Source organism: Pseudahrensia aquimaris (assembly GCF_042676045.1).
Classification (GTDB): Bacteria; Pseudomonadota; Alphaproteobacteria; order Rhizobiales; family Rhizobiaceae; genus Pseudahrensia; species Pseudahrensia aquimaris.
In genome coordinates this window covers 459,343-476,314 of sequence record NZ_JBHTJV010000009.1, presented here as the reverse complement: position 1 = coordinate 476,314, position 16,972 = coordinate 459,343, and the positions used below count along the sequence as shown (strand labels likewise).

Annotated in this window: 15 protein-coding genes; 7 read left to right on the top strand and 8 right to left on the bottom strand. The window is 56.3% G+C overall.

The features are described from left to right. The first annotated feature begins 26 nt into the window (after positions 1-26). On the top strand, positions 27-569 hold the full coding sequence (locus ACFQ14_RS11030; RefSeq protein ID WP_377212782.1) for a histidine phosphatase family protein: 543 nt from the start codon (positions 27-29) through the stop codon (positions 567-569). Here the strand turns inward: ACFQ14_RS11030 and gshB are convergent. The 6 genes from gshB to rph all read right to left on the bottom strand — a co-directional run bounded on the left by gshB (position 566) and on the right by rph (position 5,385). Beyond that, positions 566-1,507 (bottom strand): glutathione synthase, encoded by a 942-nt coding sequence (gene gshB / locus ACFQ14_RS11025; protein ID WP_377212781.1) that lies wholly within the window; start codon positions 1,505-1,507, stop codon positions 566-568. The genes ACFQ14_RS11030 and gshB overlap by 4 nt on opposite strands. Positions 1,508-1,587: 80 nt before the next feature. Next, positions 1,588-1,941, bottom strand: coding sequence for a YraN family protein (locus tag ACFQ14_RS11020; RefSeq protein WP_377212780.1), 354 nt, complete (start codon positions 1,939-1,941; stop codon positions 1,588-1,590). Next, on the bottom strand, positions 1,934-2,821 hold the full coding sequence (gene rsmI, locus ACFQ14_RS11015; protein ID WP_377212779.1) for a 16S rRNA (cytidine(1402)-2'-O)-methyltransferase: 888 nt from the start codon (positions 2,819-2,821) through the stop codon (positions 1,934-1,936). Before rsmI ends, ACFQ14_RS11020 begins: the two co-directional genes overlap by 8 nt. 12 nt (positions 2,822-2,833) lie before the next feature. Then, complete coding sequence (gene hemW, locus ACFQ14_RS11010) at positions 2,834-4,003, bottom strand: radical SAM family heme chaperone HemW (RefSeq protein ID WP_377212778.1); 1,170 nt, start codon at positions 4,001-4,003, stop codon at positions 2,834-2,836. Continuing rightward, positions 4,000-4,662 carry an RdgB/HAM1 family non-canonical purine NTP pyrophosphatase gene (gene rdgB / locus ACFQ14_RS11005; protein WP_377212777.1) on the bottom strand — a complete coding sequence of 221 codons (663 nt, stop codon included), beginning with the start codon at positions 4,660-4,662 and terminating at the stop codon, positions 4,000-4,002. The genes hemW and rdgB overlap by 4 nt, the downstream gene beginning before the upstream one ends. Positions 4,663-4,674: 12 nt before the next feature. Then, positions 4,675-5,385 (bottom strand): ribonuclease PH, encoded by a 711-nt coding sequence (gene rph, locus ACFQ14_RS11000; protein ID WP_377212776.1) that lies wholly within the window; start codon positions 5,383-5,385, stop codon positions 4,675-4,677. Positions 5,386-5,505: 120 nt separating this feature from the next. On the opposite strand from rph, the gene hrcA reads away from it, so the two are divergent. The 6 genes from hrcA (at position 5,506) to ACFQ14_RS10970 (ending at position 13,521) form a co-directional block, all read left to right on the top strand. Then, positions 5,506-6,588 carry a heat-inducible transcriptional repressor HrcA gene (gene hrcA / locus ACFQ14_RS10995; RefSeq protein ID WP_377212775.1) on the top strand — a complete coding sequence of 361 codons (1,083 nt, stop codon included), beginning with the start codon at positions 5,506-5,508 and terminating at the stop codon, positions 6,586-6,588. Positions 6,589-6,722: 134 nt separating this feature from the next. Further along, the gene (gene grpE / locus ACFQ14_RS10990; RefSeq protein WP_377212957.1) at positions 6,723-7,391 is read left to right on the top strand and encodes a nucleotide exchange factor GrpE; all 669 of its coding nucleotides are present in this window, start codon (positions 6,723-6,725) and stop codon (positions 7,389-7,391) included. Between the two features lie 61 nt (positions 7,392-7,452). Continuing rightward, a complete protein-coding gene (locus tag ACFQ14_RS10985; RefSeq protein WP_377212774.1) occupies positions 7,453-10,260 on the top strand; it encodes a [protein-PII] uridylyltransferase in 2,808 nt (935 codons plus the stop codon). Continuing rightward, positions 10,260-11,822: a murein biosynthesis integral membrane protein MurJ gene (murJ, locus tag ACFQ14_RS10980; protein ID WP_377212773.1), complete on the top strand. Its 1,563-nt coding sequence runs from the start codon at positions 10,260-10,262 to the stop codon at positions 11,820-11,822. The genes ACFQ14_RS10985 and murJ overlap by 1 nt, the downstream gene beginning before the upstream one ends. Positions 11,823-11,918: 96 nt before the next feature. Further along, complete coding sequence (trpS, locus tag ACFQ14_RS10975) at positions 11,919-12,992, top strand: tryptophan--tRNA ligase (RefSeq protein WP_377212956.1); 1,074 nt, start codon at positions 11,919-11,921, stop codon at positions 12,990-12,992. 37 nt (positions 12,993-13,029) lie between these two features. Then, positions 13,030-13,521: a universal stress protein gene (locus ACFQ14_RS10970; RefSeq protein WP_377212772.1), complete on the top strand. Its 492-nt coding sequence runs from the start codon at positions 13,030-13,032 to the stop codon at positions 13,519-13,521. Positions 13,522-13,550: 29 nt separating this feature from the next. On the opposite strand, the gene ACFQ14_RS10965 is transcribed toward ACFQ14_RS10970, so the two are convergent. Beyond that, positions 13,551-15,419 carry a putative bifunctional diguanylate cyclase/phosphodiesterase gene (locus ACFQ14_RS10965; RefSeq protein ID WP_377212771.1) on the bottom strand — a complete coding sequence of 623 codons (1,869 nt, stop codon included), beginning with the start codon at positions 15,417-15,419 and terminating at the stop codon, positions 13,551-13,553. A 37-nt stretch (positions 15,420-15,456) separates the two neighbouring features. Then, complete coding sequence (locus ACFQ14_RS10960) at positions 15,457-16,905, bottom strand: sensor histidine kinase (RefSeq protein WP_377212770.1); 1,449 nt, start codon at positions 16,903-16,905, stop codon at positions 15,457-15,459. Positions 16,906-16,972: the final 67 nt, after the last annotated feature.

The following is a 16,972-nucleotide window of genomic DNA, read 5'->3' as shown; positions in this document are numbered from 1 at the left end:
TCGTCGATGCAGGCAAACAACAACTTATGAAAATACTCACTTTGTTTTTCGCGCTGCTGTTCAGCACGTTTGCCCACGCCAACAGCCTTGATCTTGCCAAGCAGGATGGGGTGATCCTGCTCATGCGCCACGCCATCGCGCCGGGTGGCGGTGACCCATCCAATTTCACGCTCAACGATTGCTCCACCCAGCGAAATCTTTCGGACGCCGGACGCGAACAGGCGCGCGCGACGGGTAAGATGCTGCGCGATGCGGGTGTGGAAATTGATCTGGTCGCCACATCCCAATGGTGCCGCTGCCGCGAGACGGCGCAGTTGCTGGATTTAGGCGAGCCTCAGGACTGGCCGTCACTCAATAGCTTTTTCGGCAATCGGTCGCGTGAGCCGGAACAGACGCGCGAGACTCTTGAGAAGCTCAAAGCCCTGCCCGCTGGCACAACCGCAATGCTGGTCACCCATCAGGTCAACATCACCGCACTAACCAACGTGGTGCCCCGCTCCGGTGAAATCATCATGGTGCGTGTAGTAGACGGGGAACTTGAGCTGGTGGGTATGATCGCCCCGCGCTAGGCGCGTTTGGCTTCCACCGCGTCCCAGAACAATGCGGCGATGTCTGCGCCACCGAATTTCTTCACTTCGCGGATGCCGGTGGGGGATGTGACGTTGATTTCGGTCATGTAGTCGCCGATCACATCAATGCCGACGAAGATAAAGCCGCGGCGCTTTAGCTCCGGGCCGATGGCGGCGCAGATTTCACGCTCGCGGTCGGTGATGGCAACGGCCTCCGCGCGGCCGCCCACATGCATGTTGGAGCGGGCTTCGTCTTCGCCCGGCACGCGGTTGATCGCGCCGACGGGCTCGCCGTCAATCAGGATGATGCGCTTATCACCGGCACGGACCTCTTTCATGTAGCGCTGAGCGATGAACGGCTCGGGCCACGTCATTTCAAACATTTCCAGCAGCGACGAGAGGTTCTGGTCACCCGGCTGGATCCGGAAAACGCCTGCGCCGCCATTGCCGTAAAGCGGCTTGATGATGATGTCTTTATATTCATCGCGGAACTTGCGGATTTCCGTGCGCGAGCGGGTGATCAGCGTTTCGGGCATCAGATCGGGAAATTCGGTGACGAAAATCTTTTCCGGCGCGTTGCGCACTTCTGCTGGGTTGTTGGCGACCAGCGTATCGGGGTGCACGCGCTCCAGCAAATGGGTGGCGGTGATGTATCCCATGTGAAACGGCGGATCCTGGCGCATCAGCACGACGTCAACATCGCGCAGATCAACGCGTTGGCGCTCGCCCATTTCGAAGTGCTTGCCCTTGGTGTCGGAGACTTTCACATCCTCGCCCCATGCGAACACCTCGCCATCGCGCATGGAGAGGTCTTGCACCTCGTAGTGGAAAAGATGATGCCCCCGCGCCTGCGCTTCCAGCATCAGGGCGAAGGTGGAATCACCACCAATATCAATGGAGGAAATATGGTCCATCTGGACCGCAACGCGCAGCGCCATGCTTTCGGCTTTCGTTTGATCGTTTGTGCCTATGTAGAAAGGAGCGAGCGCAATTGGAAGCCTCTACCACGCGCCTTCCCCTACCACGCGCCTTCGATGTGAACGGGCGGTTCGTTCGGTACGATAGCTATGAGATCGCAGCGCCATGAAAGCCTTGCGTGGTCTTCTTGCTGCAACAGCCATCCCTGACCGGCGGCCTTGATCCGCGCTTTCGATTTTGCAGAAACGCTTTCGAGCGCCGAGACTGTATTGGCGCGGGCTTTGACTTCAACGAAGATCACCAAACTGTCTTTGAGCGCGATGAGATCAACCTCACCCGCTTTGGTCTTGTAGCGCGTCTCCAGTATTTCCCAGCCGTGCGAACTCAGGAAACGGGCGGCTTGGTCTTCGGCCACGACGCCGCGTTTGTAGGCGGCCTGCTTTTTCTCAAGCATCGCCACCACCCTTTAGCGCCAAGGCGCGGCGGTAGATTTCCTGCTTGGATTGTCCTGTCTGGGCGGCAACGTGGTTGGCGGCGTCCTTGGTTTTCATGGTTGCGAGAGCCTCGATCAGAAGTTCGTCGATATCCGCTCCGCTCGCTTCTTGCGCTTCTGCGCCTTCGATGATGAGCACGATTTCACCGCGCACGCGCTCCATCGCGGCGAATTCATCGGCCAGTTCCGCGAGCGTCCCGCGGTGGAACGTTTCGTGCATTTTGGTCAATTCCCGCGCCACGCAGGCGGGCCGGTCTTCGCCCAAAGTGGCGACAGCGTCTTTCAGGGCAGAAGCGATGCGGGTCGGAGCTTCGAAAAACAAGGTCGTTGTGGACGTGTTCAGGCATTGCTCGAATGCCTTCTGGCGGGCCTTCGATTTGGGCGGCAGGAAGCCTGCGAAACAGAACGATGCGGCCGACAGACCGCTGCCGACAAGGCCTGTCACTGGCGCGTTTGCTCCCGGAATGGGAACGACGGTGATGCCATGCTCTGCAGCTTCCCGCACCAGCCGGAACCCCGGATCGCTGACCAGCGGCGTGCCGGCATCGGAAATCAAGGCGACGCTTTCGCCGCTCTCAATGCGGCGCAGCAATTCAGCGCCACGGGCGTCGGCATTGTGTTCGGTGTAGGAAATTTTGGGGCGGTCAATGCCATAGCGTGACAGCAAAACGCCACTGGTGCGGGTGTCTTCGCAGGCGATCACATCACAGGCGGCGAGCGTTTCCAATGCGCGAATGGTGATGTCGCCGAGATTACCGATAGGGGTTGAAACCAGATAGAGCGCTGGCGGCAGAGCGGGCGCGGAAAAGACCTGTGAGCGGATGGTGAAAGATGGAGCCATCGCGCTTGCCGCCTATCCCGCCAGATCGGCGATAACGGCATCGAGCACCAGCGCGCCTTGCGGCGTGGCGCGGATGCGGTCGCCGGGCATGGGTTCGATCATGCCGTATTCGATCAGATCAGCGATGCGGCCACCATCGAGATAGTGACCCGCGAAATCCTCGTATCGGCCAAGGTCCAATCCTTCTTTGAGCCGAAGGCCCATGAGCAGATATTCGTCGCCCACATCTTCGTGTTCCAATAGATCGTCCGCAATCGCCCCGTGGCCGTGTTCGGACACCCGCTCCAGCCATTTTTCGGGGTTGCGCTCGTTGGAAAGCGCGTGGCGGCCATCGTTCATGTCCAGCCGACCGTGAGCGCCGGGGCCGATGCCTGCCCAGGTGCCAAAGCGCCAATAGGTGAGGTTGTGGCGGCTTTCATAGCCGGGCTTGGCGTGATTCGAGATCTCATAAGACGGCAGGCCGTGGGCTTCTGTGATGTCCTGTGTCAGTTCGTAAAGATCGGCGGCACGGTCGGCATCCGGCACGGATAGTTTTCCGCGCTTGTGCAGATCGTAGAACGGCGTGCCCTGCTCGATGGTCAGTTGATAGAGCGACAGGTGATCGGCGGAAAGTTCAATCGCTTCTTCCAGTTCGCGCTGCCAACCCTCGGCTGTTTGGCTGGGCCGTGCATAGATAAGATCAAACGACATGCGCGGAAACAGATCGCGGGCGAGGCGGATCGCCTTGCGGGCTTCGTCAGCACTGTGCAGGCGACCGAGGAATTTCAATTGCTCATCGTCCAGCGATTGCACACCCAGGGAGACGCGGTTCACGCCAGCCTTGCGGTAGCCCTCAAAGCGCGCTGCATCGACACTGGTTGGGTTGGCTTCAAGCGTAATTTCTATGTCGCCCTCAACCGTCCAAGCGCCGCGAATGGCCTTCAACACGCGGTCAACCGTCTCCGGCTCCATCAGTGATGGCGTGCCGCCGCCGAAGAACACGCTGGTGACGCTCTTGCCCGGTTGCCGCGCCGCCATATGAGCGATTTCGCGCTCGAAAGCGTCGGCATAATCGCTCTGGTTGATCGGCTTGTGCCGGACATGGGAATTGAAGTCGCAATAGGGGCATTTGGCGGCACAAAACGGCCAATGGACGTAAATGCCGAAACCGGGCGTGCCATCATCGCCGTTAATCGCGCTCATGACGGCAACGTGTCGGGCAGAAGGGCATTGGCAAGTTTGGCGAAGGCGCGGGCGCGGTGGGACAGAGGCTCTTCCTTTTGGCCCGGTGTCCAGGAGTGTTTTTCTTCCGCTGTCATTTCACCAAATGTGCGCTTGTGGCCGTCTGGCAGAAAAACCGGATCGTAGCCGAAACCATCGTCCCCCCGTGGGGGCCATACGAGAACACCCGGCGCGATGCCCTTAAAATATTCCGCATGGCCATCGGGCCAGCACAAGCACAGAACCGCATTGAACTGCGCTTTGCGTTCGGCGGGTTTGGTGGCCGCTTTCTCCGCAAGCGCGGCTTCAACCTTTTCCATCGCCATCATGAAATCGCGGCCCGAACCATCGTCCTTTTCCGCCCAATCCGCAGTGTAGACACCCGGCGCGCCACCAAGCGTATCAACACTCAGGCCGCTGTCATCGGAGAGCGCGACCATGCCAGTGGCCGAGGCAGCGGCCCACGCTTTGGTGAAAGCGTTTTCTTCAAACGTGGTGCCGTTTTCTTCTGGCTCCGGCAGGTCTTGTTCGCCTGCTGACGTGATCTTGAAGCCGTAAGGCTCCAGAAGCTGGCGGATTTCGCGCAGCTTGCCGTCATTGTGCGTGGCGACAATGATCTCACGGGTTTCCAGTTTGCGCACGGTACGGGTTCCTCAGGCGGACAGGTTCTGGAGATCGACGAGCTCCTTGATGCCCTTTTTGGCCAAGCGCATTAGTTCGGAAAACTGCTCTTCGGTGAATGGATCAGCTTCGGCCGTGCCTTGAATTTCCACGATGCCGCCGGAGCCGGTCATCACGAAATTCGCATCTGTTTCGGCCTCGGAATCCTCGTCGTAGTCAAGATCAAGAACAGGCGTGCCCTCGTAGATTCCGCAGGAAATGGCCGCGACGTTGTCCTTAAGCACATTTCCGCCGACCATTGAGCGGGCCTGCATCCAATCGAGACATTCCTTCAGTGCAATATAGGCTCCCGTGATCGAGGCTGTGCGTGTGCCGCCATCGGCCTGGATCACATCGCAATCGAGTGAAATCTGGCGTTCGCCCAAGGCTTCCATATCGACAACAGCGCGAAGCGAACGACCGATCAGACGCTGAATTTCCTGCGTGCGGCCCGATTGCTTGCCAGAAGACGCCTCACGGCGCATCCGCGAGCCTGTAGAACGGGGCAACATGCCGTATTCAGCCGTGACCCAGCCTTTACCAGCGCCGCGCAACCACGGTGGCACACGCTCTTCCAGCGAGGCGGTGCAAAGAACGTGGGTGTCACCAAATTTGATCAGGCAGGAGCCCTCGGCGTGTTTGGAAAAGCCGCGTTCGATGGAGACGGCACGCATTTCGTCGGGGGCACGTTTGGATGGTCGCATGGAAAATTTCTCTCAACAGATGATTGAAGCGGTTGGTAGCGCTCGCATGGCTGCGATGCAATGCAGTGCGACATTGAAATTCAGTTGCGGAAGCCGCAGCGGAGTTTGTATATTGCGCTCATGAATGTCCTTTCAAACACTCCCAACAGCGGCATACCCGTCGAAACACTGGATGATCGCTCCCGAGCGATCTTCCGGCGTATCGTAGAGACATATCTCGACAGGGGTGAGCCGCTTGGCTCGCGAAATTTGGCGCGGCAGTTGGAAATGTCGCTTTCACCCGCGACAATTCGCAACGTTATGTCCGATCTTGAACATTTGGGCTTGATCTACGCACCCCATATATCTGCCGGTCGTCTGCCAACGGAAGTGGGACTGCGGTATTTTGTCGACGGGTTCATGGAGGTCGGTAATCTGACCGCAAGCGAGCGTAAGGGCATCGAAACTCAGGTCAAAGCCGCAGCCCAAAGCCGCACTGTGGATTCTGTGCTGACAGAGGCCAGCCAGTTGCTTTCGGGGCTGACAGCCGGCGCTGGATTGGTGATTGCAGGCAAAAGTGACGTTCGGCTGAAACACATCGAATTCGTGCGGCTGGAGGCCACTAAGGCTTTGGTTGTGATTGTCGGCGAAAACGAGACTGTCGAAAATCGCATTGTCGATCTGCCTCCTGGTTTAAGCGCGTCGACGCTGATTGAGGCTTCGAACTATCTCAACGCCCACATTGCCGGACGCACGATTTCCGAAGCACGCGCTGCCATTGCGCAGCAACTTAAATCGGCAAAGGGTGAATTGGACAGCGTGGCCGCAACCTTGGTGGAACAGGGGCTTGCCGTTTGGGCAGGAGCGGAAAGCAACGCCATGCCGCAACTTATCGTGCGCGGACGCTCCAACCTGATCGACAATCTGGAAGCCAAGGAAGACATGGACCGCCTTCGGCGATTGTTCGATGAGCTGGAGACCAAACAGGGTTTGATGCAATTGCTGGACCTCGCAGAAGAAGGTGAAGGCGTGAAAGTCTTCATCGGGTCGGAGAACAAACTGTTCTCGCTTTCCGGCTCTTCAGTAGTCGTTGCGCCCTACCGCGATTCCAACCAGCGCATTGTTGGTGCGGTCGGTGTGATAGGCCCGACCCGCCTCAACTATGGACGCATCGTGCCTATGGTCGATTATACCGCGCAGGTTGTGAGCCGGATTCTTGGCTGAAGCCTTGATTTTTCAAACCCAAACACTGATATGCGGCGCGTGATATTTGTCAGCGCTGAACACGAGAGACAACCATGACCGGCAGAAACGACGAAGACGCCTTTTTTGACGATCTGGAAGCAGACGAAGAGCGTATGGCTGCTGAAGAGCAGGCTGAACTTGACGCTGCCGACGCGGAAGAAGAACTGGACGACTCCGCTCGTGCCAAGAACATTGGCAGCAATCCGGAAATGGTGCTGAAACTGCTCGATAATCTTCGCGCTGAGAACGAAGAGTTGAAAGACAAAGCACTTCGCGCAGTGGCCGAGATGGAGAACATGCGTCGCCGAACCGCCAAAGAGGTGAAGGACACACGCGTTTATGCTGTGTCAAACTTTGCCCGCGATATGCTGAACGTCTCCGACAACCTCGCACGAGCCATTCAGGCCATTCCCGTCGAAAAGCGCACGGAAGGCTCCGAGGAATTCAAGGCGCTGATCGAGGGCGTGGAAATGACCGAGCGCGAAATGCTGCGTGCGCTGGAAGCCAATGGCGTGAAGAAGTTCAACCCCGAAGGCGAGAAGTTCGACCCAAACATCCACCAGGCGATGTTTGAAATGCCAAATCCCGATCTGCCGAATAACTCCGTTGGTCAGGTCGTCGCCGAAGGTTACATGATCGCAGACCGAGTGCTGCGCCCTGCAATGGTAGGCGTCGCCAAGGGCGGGCCAAAGTGGGAAGACGTGAACCCGGAGCCAACCGAAGAAGAGTTGGCGGCAGCGGAGGCTGAGGCCGGGCGTGAGGAAGACAACAACGAAGCGTAAGCTCGTGAAGTAAAACTCAAAGCTACTGGAACATGCGTTGCCGCTGGCGTAGAACGGCGCCATGGCGACGATTGATCCTTTGCAAAACCATCTCATTGACGCGGACCAATTGCGCCGTGATTTGACGGCTCTCACCGAAGCTTCCGGCCACGATGGTTCGTCTTCGGACGTGCGCCGCGAGGTTTTGGCGCATCTTAAAGCCACATCAAAAAGCGCCCGCGCGAAGGCTGAAGCACTTTTGATTGAGGATGGTCAGGGGTGGGAGTGCGCCCACCGTCTTTCTCGGGCGCAGGACGATCTCATCAGAGTGATTTACGATTTCGCTGTAACGCACGTATTCCGCGTTCCCAATCTATCAGAAGGTGAGCGCATGGCTGTTACGGCCGTTGGCGGCTACGGGCGCGGTTCGCTGGCACCGGGTTCGGACATCGATCTGCTGTTCGTGCTGCCGTACAAAAAGACGGCCTTGGTGGAAAGCATCGTTGAATACATCCTCTACATGCTTTGGGACATGGGCTTTAAGGTCGGCCACGCGACGCGATCGGTGGACGATTGTATCCGCCTTTCGCGCGAAGACATGACCATCCGCACCTCCATTCTGGAAGCGCGTTTTCTTTGGGGGCACGAGCCGCTTTTCGAGGAACTAGTAGAGCGCTTCGACAAAGATATTGTGGCCAAGACTGCGCCGGAATTCATCGCCGCCAAGCTGGCCGAACGGGATTCACGCCACGAAAAGGTTGGGCGTTCGCGCTATATGGTGGAGCCAAACATTAAGGACGGCAAAGGCGGGCAGCGAGATCTGCACACGCTGTTTTGGATCGCCAAATATTACTACCGGCTGCCAACGCAGATTGAGTTAAAAAAGGCGCAGGTTTTCTCAAAGGCAGAGTTTCGTCGCTTCACCAAGGCGCAGGACTTTCTTTGGGCGGTTCGATGCCATCTGCATTTTCTGACGGGTCGGGCGGAAGAACGTATTTCGTTCGATCTCCAGCCCGATCTCGCAGCGCGTCTAGGCTATCAGGACCATCCCGGCATGAGCGCGGTTGAGCGCTTCATGAAGCACTATTTTCTAGTGGCTAAAGATGTGGGCGACCTGACCCGAATACTTTGTTCCAAACTTGAAGATGAACAGGCGAAACAGGCTTCGTCCTTCACCGGAGTATGGAACACGCTAACCGGCAAGCGGCGGCAAAAGAAAATCAAGGGAACGGACCAATTTCTCGTCGTCAACAACCGCATTACGCCGATTGATGACAAGGTTTTCAAACGCGACCCCAATCAGATTTTGAAGATATTCCGGTTGGCGGAAGAAAACGGGTTTTTGTTTCACCCAGACGCAATGCACCTGCTTTCACGGTCTTCAAGGCTGATTACCAAAGCATTGCGCAACGACCCGGAGGCAAATGCAGACTTTCTCGCCGTTTTGACATCTCGTCAAACGCCTGAGCGGGTGTTGCGCAAGATGAATGAGACAGGTGTGCTTGGTCGTTTCATTCCTGACTTCGGCAAGATCGTCGCCATGATGCAGTTCAATATGTATCACCACTTTACCGTCGATGAGCACCTGCTGCGCTCCATCGGTATCTTGTCGGAAATCGAAAAAGGCGAGTTGGGCGAGGAGCATCCGCTTGCTAATGAAATCATGGGCACGTTTGATCATCGGGTTGAGCTTTACGTCGCTCTGTTGATGCACGACATCGCCAAGGGAAGGCCGGAAGACCATTCGATTGCCGGCGCGAAAGTTGCCCGCAAGTTGTGCCCCCGCCTTGGGCTGGACGCGGCACAGACCGAGTTTGTTGCGTGGCTGGTAGAGCAGCATTTGGTCATGTCTTATGTCTCGCAATCGCGAGACTTGGGTGATCCGAAGACAATCTCTGATTTCACAACCACCGTACAATCGCTGGACCGATTGAAAGCGCTATTGGTGCTAACGGTATGCGATATCAAAGCGGTTGGGCCGGGCGTCTGGAACGGCTGGAAAGGTCAGCTTTTGCGGACGCTTTACTACGAGTCCGAGCCGCGCCTTACCGGCGGGTTCACAGCCGCACCACGTAAGCAGCGGGTGTTGGAAATGCGCGAACAACTCAGCGCTCGATTGACCGATTGGGAGGAGGCCGAGCGAAAGCGCGTGATAGGGCTGCACTATGACAACTATCTGCTGAATACCCCGCTTGAGCATCAAGTGCGCCATGCGAACTTCATCCGCGAAAACGACCTCAACGGAAATTTTTTCGCTATCAACACCATTCCGCACGAATTCGAAGCCATGACCGCTATCGATATTCTCACCGCCGATCACCCCAATTTGCTGTCGATTATCACAGGGTGTTGCGCGTCAATCGGGGCGAACATCGTCGATGCTCAAATCTTCACAATGCGTGATGGGCGAGCGCTGGATACCATTCTTTTGAGCCGCGGTTTTGACGACCCTAACGACGAGAAGCGCCGCGGTGATCGTATAGGCGATCTAATCAGGCAGGTGTTGACCGGCGAAATTTACATGCCGGAAGTTATGAAGCGACCTGCTCCGCTGCGCAGGCGTGTACAGGCATTTTCTGTGCCGGTGGAAGTGACGCTCGACAACACGTTGTCAAACCAGTTCACCGTTCTTGAAGTCGTCTGCCGCGATCGGGCTGGATTGCTTTCCGATTTGACGGGCGAAATTACCGCTATGTCCCTCGACATCAAATCCGCTCACATTGCCACCTTCGGCGCGCGGGTAACGGACACCTTTTACATCACCGACCTTGTCGGCCAGAAGATAGAAAACCCCACACGCATTAAGAAAATCCGTGAGCGGCTGACCAGCATGCTGGACCAAACGCCCGCAGTTTCAACCAAAAAACCGCGCAAGAAAGCTGTTGCCTGATGGCAAAGGGGCTGATCGCCAAGTTCGCCACAGTTGGCGGCGCAACGATGGCAAGCCGCGTGCTGGGCCTTTTGCGCGAGGCGCTGATGGCATCTGCGCTGGCAGCGGGGCCAGTCGCAGACGTGTTTTACACATGCTTTCGGTTTCCCAATCTGTTCCGCAGGTTGTTCGCAGAAGGCGCTTTCAACATTGCCTTCGTGCCGCTGTTCGCCAAAGAACTCGAAGGCGGCGGCGAAGAGGCTGCGCGGAAATTCGGGCAGGAAGTGTTTGCCGTTTTGGCATCGTGGCTGCTGGTTTTTACAGCTCTTGCCTTGGTGTTCATGCCCTATCTGGTTGCCACCGTGGTTGCGCCGGGCTTCGCCGACACGCCAGAGAAATTCGATCTTGCCGTCACAATGACGATGATCATGTTCCCCTACCTGCTGTTCATGTCGCTGGTGGCGATGTTCTCCGGCATTTTGAATTCGCTGCGAAAATATTTCATCGCGGCCATCGTGCCCGTACTGCTCAATGTCATTTTGGTCGCCATCCTGCTCTATGCGCTTTGGGCCGATATGGAGCCGCGGCAGATCGGGCTAACGCTGGCCTGGGGCGTGTTTGCATCCGGTGTCGCACAGTTTGGCCTGCTTTGGTGGAGTGTGCGGCGCGAGAACATGCGTTTTGCGCTAGCGTTTCCCCGCCTCACCGCGCCGGTGAAGCGATTGCTGGTTCTGATGGGACCAAGCCTGCTGACAGGCGGCGTGCTGCAAATTAACATCCTCATCGGCACGGTCATTGCGACCATGCAGGACGGGGCCAATGCGCTGCTGAACTATGCTGACCGGCTCAACCAATTGCCGCTGGGTATTATCGGCATTGCGGTGGGTGTGGTGCTGCTTCCGGAGCTTTCGCGGGCTCTGCAATCAGGAGATCCGGACGAAGCCGAGAAACTGCAAAATCGTTCGCTGGAATTTGCGCTGGCGCTCACTTTGCCTGCTGCCGTCGGCCTGATGCTGCTGCCACATGACATAATACGACTGGTCTATGAGCGGGGCGCGTTCACCGCCGAGACGACCGAACTGACAGCCAACGCGCTCATTGCCTTCGCTTCCGGCTTGCCCGCCTATGTTTTGATCAAAGTATTCCAGCCAGCCTTCTTTGCCCGCGAAGATATGAAGACGCCATTCTACCTTTCTTGCGTGATGGTTGTGGTGAATGTGGTGCTGAGCCTGTCTCTTTTCCCAACGCTCGGCCATGTCGCAATCGCGTTATCGACGTCGATTTCCGCTTGGGTGAACGTGTTGGGTCTGGCAACGGTGTTGTGGATGCGCAATTCATTTCGACCACAGGCGAGCACATTGAAAGCGGTGCTTTTCATCGCCATCGGGAGCGCGTTGATGGCCGCGCTGATTATGCTGGTGCAACCACTGCTGGCGTCGTGGCTGCTGGAAGGCGTTTTCCTGACGAGGTTGGCGGCATTGGGTGCGTTGATCGCATCAGCGATGGTTGTCTATTTCGGCTTCATCATCGCAACGGGCGTCATCGAGAAATCGCAGATCAAGCGGCTGGTCAAGCGCGGCTAGAGCGGTTGCGCCATTGCGCAATTTGGCCCAAGAGAGCGCGTGAAATATCAACCTGTCGAGCGCGTCCAAACCGTTCGGCCAATCGGGTCCAAAATCATGAACACGATACCAGAACGCGTCTTTTCAGGCGTTCAGCCCACGGGCAATCTCCACCTCGGCAATTATCTTGGCGCAATTAAAAAATTCGTCGCCCTGCAGGACAGCCACGACTGCGTCTATTGCGTTGTCGATCTGCACGCCATCACTGTGTGGCAAGACCCAGCAGAGCTTCAGCGCAATATTCGTGAAGTGACAGCAGCCTTCATCGCCAGCGGCATCGACCCGGAAAAGCACATCGTTTTCAACCAAAGCCAAGTTGCCGAACACGCAGAACTGGCGTGGATTTTTAACTGTGTTGCCCGCATGGGCTGGTTGAACCGCATGACACAGTTCAAGGAAAAGGCAGGCAAGGATCGCGAGAAAGCCTCTGTTGGCCTGTTCGCCTATCCCACGCTTATGGCGTCGGACATTCTCACCTACCGCGCCACCCACGTGCCTGTGGGCGAAGACCAGAAACAGCATTTGGAACTAACCCGCGACATCGCGCAGAAGTTCAACAATGACTATTCCGCACGCATCGCGGACCTTGGCATCGGCGTGCCCATGCAGGTAGGCGACGAAAATGTGAACGGCTATTTCCCGCTTACCGAGCCAATTATAGGCGGCCCAGCAGCACGGGTTATGAGCCTGCGGGACGGGACCAAGAAAATGTCGAAATCCGACCCGTCGGACCTGTCACGCATTGTCATGACCGATGACGCAGATGCGATTGCCAAGAAGTTTCGTAAGGCCAAAACGGATCCCGATGCGCTGCCTTCAGAGGTAGAAGGCTTGGAAGGCCGTCCGGAGGCTGACAATCTCGTCGGACTATACGCAGCGCTTTGTGAAGCCACAAAGGCAGATGTTCTGAGCGAATATGGCGGTCAGGAGTTTTCTCGCTTCAAGCCTGCTCTTGCCGATCTGGCGGTCGCTAAAATTGGCCCAATCGCTGATGAAATGAACCGCCTGCAAGGCGATCCAGCAGAAATCGACGTCATCCTTGCCAAAGGCGCAGACCGCGCCCGCGCCATCGCGTCCAAGACACTGGCAGATGTGAAAGAAATCGTTGGTTTCATCGGCGGACGGGTTTAGTCTCACCGTCAGTTCATAAGAATGCGGCGAACCCTCGATGGTTACGAAAAGACAAGTCAGACAGGAAGGTCACAATCGCAAGTTTCTTGCGGTGGCCGACAATACGGCGGAATGCGCCCGGGCAATTCACTATGCGGCACGTCGTTCAGCGGCGATCGGCGCGGATCTCATTCTGGTTTATGTCATTGCTCCCGCTGACTTCCAGCACTGGCTGGGCGTAGAGGAGGTCATGCGTTCGGAAGCCCGCGCAGAGGCCGAAGCAACGCTTGCCAAATATGCCGACCTTGCCATTCAGGATGGGTGCAAATCACCGGAAACGGTTATCCGCGAAGGCCCGCCAGCTCATGAAATCGTGGCATTGATCGAAGAAGACCCCGATATCGCATTGCTTATTTTGGCAGCAGGCGACGACAACGACGGACCCGGCCCTCTCGTCTCGTCGGTTGCTGGCACGGGCGCAATTTTCCCGATCCCGGTTACAGTTGTTCCCGCCACGCTGACCGATCAGGATATTGATGATCTGGTTTAATCGCGTGGGCCCGCTTTGCCGTGATATTGCTAGGTTTGCGCGTCGATAAAGGTTTGCGCGTCCTTGGATGTCAGAGGGCGGCTGAAGAAATAGCCTTGAATCTCGGTGCACCCCTGTTTGGTAACAAAATCCAGCTCTTCTGCCGTCTCCACCCCTTCGGCGGTGGTCGACATGCCAATTCCAGCGGATAGCTCGACAATTGCCTGCACGATGGCAGCATTGCAGTCGTCTTCCTGGATCGACTGAATGAAACATTTGTCGATTTTGATCTTATCGAAGCGGAAATGCTTCAGATAGCCGAGCGACGAATAGCCAGTGCCGAAATCATCCATTGAAATACGCACGCCAAGCTGACGCAATGAATTCAAAATTTCGGTGTTTCGTTCCTCGGTCGACAACAGTGCCGATTCCGTGATCTCAAGTTCCAGACGGTTCGGCGCGAGGCCGGAAGTCGCCAGCGCGTTCATGATTGTGGTCATCAGCGATGGATTGCGGAACTGAAGCGGCGACAGGTTGACCGCAATGCGCATGTGTTCCGGCCATGTCGCGGCCTGAGTGCATGCTTGGCGCAAAACCCAATCACCGAGAGGCATGATCAGCCCCATTTCCTCCGCCAAGGGGATGAAAATTTCCGGCGAAATCATGCCGCGACTCGGGTGATCCCAGCGCAGCAGGGCTTCAAAACAAGTGATCTTGCGGGTCTGGGCGTCGATCAGCGGCTGATAGAACAATTGGAAATCGCCATTGCGAACTGCAGCTTTGAGGTCGATTTCCAAAGAGCGGCGTTGTTCGCGCTCGACCAGCATCTGAGATTCAAACAGCACAACGCCACCGCGGCCGCTGGCCTTCGCGTGATACATCGCGAGGTCTGCGCTCTTGATCATGGCATTGAGATCATCGCCGCAAGCATTGGCGCGCGCCACGCCACAACTGACGCCAACTTCGCAATTGCGGTCATCTATCAGGAACGGCTTGGTCATCGCCGTCACGATTTCTTCGCCGAGTTGCACTGCCACTTCCGGCTGTTGTTCGGCCATAACAATAGCTGCAAATTCATCGCCACCAAGACGTGCAATTGGCGTCTGCGGTCCCAAAATTTCGCGCAGTCGCTCGGCGACTTGTTGCAACAACACGTCACCGACCTTATGCCCGTGTAGATCGTTGATCGCCTTGAACCCGTCCAGATCGATAAACAGCAAGGCCGGCTCTAAGTCGCTGCTCTCCATGCTTTCAAAAGCGTGCGAAAGAGCATCGTCAAACGCCGTGCGGTTTAACAATGTCGTCAGCGAGTCATGATAGGCGAGGAAGTTCAGTTCTTCTTCGGTACGTTCGCGGCGTTTGGTTTCAAATGCAAGTTCCGCGCTTGTGCGGCGCAATTGGGCCTTGCTCTCCTCGACAGTAGAAGAAAGCTCAACAGTCTGGCGCGCCAGCGCTTCTTTGTCGAAACGCTCTTTATCAGCTGCGCGTTTTCGCTGAACCTGCGCGTTCACGCGAGACAGCGCGACAAGGAAATCGACCGGCTTGGTCACGTAGTCATTAGCGCCGTGGTCCAGACAATCGACCACGTCTTCGCTCTGGCTTTTGGCGCTGACCATGATAATTGGCAATTCAAGCTCGTTGTATTGCTCGCGCAGCTTGATGAGCACGTCACGGCCATTGAGGTCCGGCATCATGATATCGAGCAACACGCAATCAAAACTCTGCTCTTCGATTTTTTTCAGCGCATCGTATCCGCCCACAGCTTCAACAACCTCAAAGTTGCGGCGCTCAAGACGGCGGGTCAGCACTTCACGGTTATCGGCCACATCATCGACGACCAAAACGCGAATTTTTGCTTCGGCCTCGGTGTTCGGCTGTCCGTCCGGTTGAAGCGCATTTAGCGATGGGTTGGTCGACATTTTAGGCCCCGGTTCTTAGTTCAGTTCGTTACATGGGTCAGGCGAAAGACGGGTTCATACCACCAAGGTATGCCGCGTCTTCAAGTTGCTCTGAGTTTCGAATTCTTGCGTCGTTCTGCTCTACATCAGCAGGATCCAGTCTTGCTGGAATGTCGATGGAAAAGACCGAACCCTTGCCTGGTGTTGACGATACGTTGATCGCCCCCCCGAGAAGAATCGAGAATTTGCGTGAGATCGACAAACCAATACCTGTGCCGCCAAAACGGTTGGAAATGGTCGAGTCCGCCTGAATGTATTGGTCAAATAGTTTGCCGAGGCTTTCCTGCGAGATGCCGATGCCCGTGTCGGAGACGTTGGCGTGCAGTCGGTCTTCTGCCACGCCGCCATCGATTGCAGCGTGTAGGGTGACGGTGCCATTCTCGGTGAATTTACCGGCATTTGACAGCAGGTTAATCAGCATTTGCTGAAGTTTCTGACGGTCGGTTGTCACGACATCATTGGGCCGTGGGCAATCAACGACAAATTCGTTGTTGTTTTTCTCCACCAGCGGCAAAGCGTTCGCAACGACGTCATCACAAAGCTCGCCCAGCGTGAAAGAAGTAATATCTACGCGGGTCTGGTCATCTTCCATCGTGTCGTTGTCCAACACTTCGGAGACGAGCGACATAAGGTGCTTACCGGCAGTGTTAATGCGGGTGATATCTTTCAAACGTTGCTTGTTGTCGCCTGAACGTTCTTCGCAGTCTTCCAACAGCAGTTCCGAATAGCCGATGATGGCGTTCAGCGGCGTGCGCAACTCATGGCTCATCTTGGAGAAGAAGGTTGAGCGATTGCGGTTGATTTTTTCCGCGATTTTCCGTGTGCGCTGCAATTCCGAAGAGGCTTGCAGGTAACGTTCCGCCTCCAATTCCAGTTCGGAACGCATGGCGATCATGCGAGCGTAGTAAAGCGCCATCCACCACATATAAGTAGTGGCAGCCGCAATCGACAGCCAACCAAGCATCCGCAGATCTTCAATTGGCACGCGCGTTGGGAAGCCGAAATAGGCCAAAACACCCAAGAATACCACGACATCGAAGATGAACAACGCCAAAACCAGCTTCACCCGCTTCGACAGATAGAAGAAGCCGAGCAGCAAGCTCACAATAAGCCACGGCAAGAAAGGCGAGGAAAATCCGCCGTAATGGAATGTGCCGAACAGTGATGCTGTGGTCAGCCCCTGGAACGACATTAGTGTGCACAGCATCATATTGCCGGTGAAGCGCAGCATGAATGCAAGCGCCCAGAACGAACAAATGGCACCAACCATGACCCAGAGGGGCCAAGAATCGGGGCTGTCATAGATAAAGAGATAGATCGCCATCGGTTGGGCGATAAGGGGGCCAAACAAGTGAGTGAACACGAAGATACGCGCCATTTCGACATTCGTGCGGCCACGAATTTTATCGGCTGGAATGAACCAGTTGATCAGCTTGTTGTTGGTCATCGTGTCCCCACCACCCATTTTGCTGGGCCATCGTGATCCGAATTCGTTAGATTTCGGTTTAAATTCA